1 protein-coding gene is annotated in these 1,631 nt (G+C 37.5%); it reads left to right on the top strand.

From position 1 onward, the window contains the following. Nucleotides 1-291: 291 nt before the first annotated feature. A complete protein-coding gene (locus DWX91_RS16230; RefSeq protein ID WP_118539829.1) occupies nucleotides 292-1,503 on the top strand; it encodes an IS110 family transposase in 1,212 nt (403 codons plus the stop codon). Nucleotides 1,504-1,631: the final 128 nt, after the last annotated feature.

Here is a 1,631-nt window from a genome sequence, read left to right as displayed (position 1 = left end):
CACCTAACTCATCACTACTACAATATACTTATGGGTAATCCCCTTACATCCAGTAAGGATTTATCCATCTCATTACTTAAACTGTTAGAATGTAGGATGCAATGGTATATCGACTTCATCACTAGACTTAGCGTCCGTACTTTAGACTGATAACCAGCTCCTCATTCACAGTGTTCGTTTTATGCAGGTTGAATCACATTAAGTGCATTCGTGTCACACACAGTAGTTTGAGCAGGTAATGAGTAAATCTGGTATTTATCCATTGTAATATTTTTAAGGAGTGACAAATTTATGAACGCAGTAGGTATTGATGTTTCAAAAGGTAAAAGCATGGTTACAATTCTAAGACCATTTGGTGAGATTGTATCCTCTCCTTTTGAGATCAAGCACACATCCAGTGATATCCTTTCACTAATTAAACTTATTCACTCTATCGAAGGTGAATCACGAATTGTAATGGAGCACACCGGACACTATTACGAAGTACTTGCTCAGCAATTTTCAGCAGCTGGTCTGTTTGTCAGTGCTGTTAATCCTAAGCTAGTCAAAAACTTTAATAATGACTCTCTTCGCAAAGTTAAATCTGACAAAGCTGATTCCATCAAGATCGCCCGCTATGCTCTTGACAAATGGCAAAATCTTAAACCATATAGTATTGTGGATGAATTGCGCACACAACTAAAGGCCATGAATCGTCAGTTTCATTTCTATGTGAAACAAAAAACGGCTATGAAAAATAATCTTATTAATCTCATTGACCAGACATACCCAAATGCAAATACTTATTTTAATAGTCCACCCCGCAGTGATGGCTCCCAAAAATGGGTTGATTTTGTCTATACGTATTGGCATGTAGATTGCGTTCGTAAAATGTCTCTAAATTCTTTTGTTAAACACTATCAAAACTGGTGCAAGCAAAAAAAATATATCTTCAATAAATCAAAAGCCGAAGAAATTTATACCAAGGCAACGGAACTTGTCCCGGTATTTCCTAAAAACGAAATAACCAAACGCATCATTAGACAAGCTATCGCTCAGCTTAACAGCACTTCCGCTACCGTCGAAACAATACGCATTCTCATGAATGAAACCGCCTCAAAACTTCCAGAGTACCCGATTGTTATGCAGTTTAAAGGGATTGGTCCATCTTTTGGTCCACAGCTTATGGCTGAGATCGGTGATATAACCAGATTTACACATAAAGGAGCCCTTACTGCTTTCGCCGGGGTAGATCCTGGCGTAAACGAGTCTGGCTCCTATGCACAAAAAAGTGTTCCAACATCCAAACGTGGGTCTTCAAATTTAAGAAAGACTCTTTTTCAAGTAATGGATGTTCTTATTAAAACAATGCCGCAAGATGATCCTGTATATCAATTCATGGACAGAAAACGTGCCCAGGGTAAACCGTACTATGTTTACATGACTGCAGGCGCTAATAAATTTCTCAGAATTTATTATGGACGAGTGAAGGAATATCTCTGTATTCTTTCTGAGTCAAGCTAATTCAAAACTTTTATTTGCAGACCAGCACTGCTTGTGGTGGTCTTATTTTAGTGCCTAATTTTAACCATGTAAAATTTTATATTTTTTTCCCCATTAAGTCTTGACTTTTTATTTGCAGGCTAAAGTAA

The organism is Clostridium sp. AF22-10 (genome assembly GCF_003478725.1).
GTDB classification, from domain to species: domain Bacteria; phylum Bacillota; class Clostridia; order Lachnospirales; family Lachnospiraceae; genus Otoolea; species Otoolea fessa.
Note: the sequence above shows the minus strand (reverse complement) of the source record. Positions and strands in the feature narration are given on the sequence as shown.

What these genes read in the sequence shown, in the direction of transcription:
- DWX91_RS16230 (WP_118539829.1), top strand. Translation starts at nt 292, where the DNA reads ATGAACGCAGTAGGTATTGATGTTTCAAAAGGTAAAAGCATGGTTACA.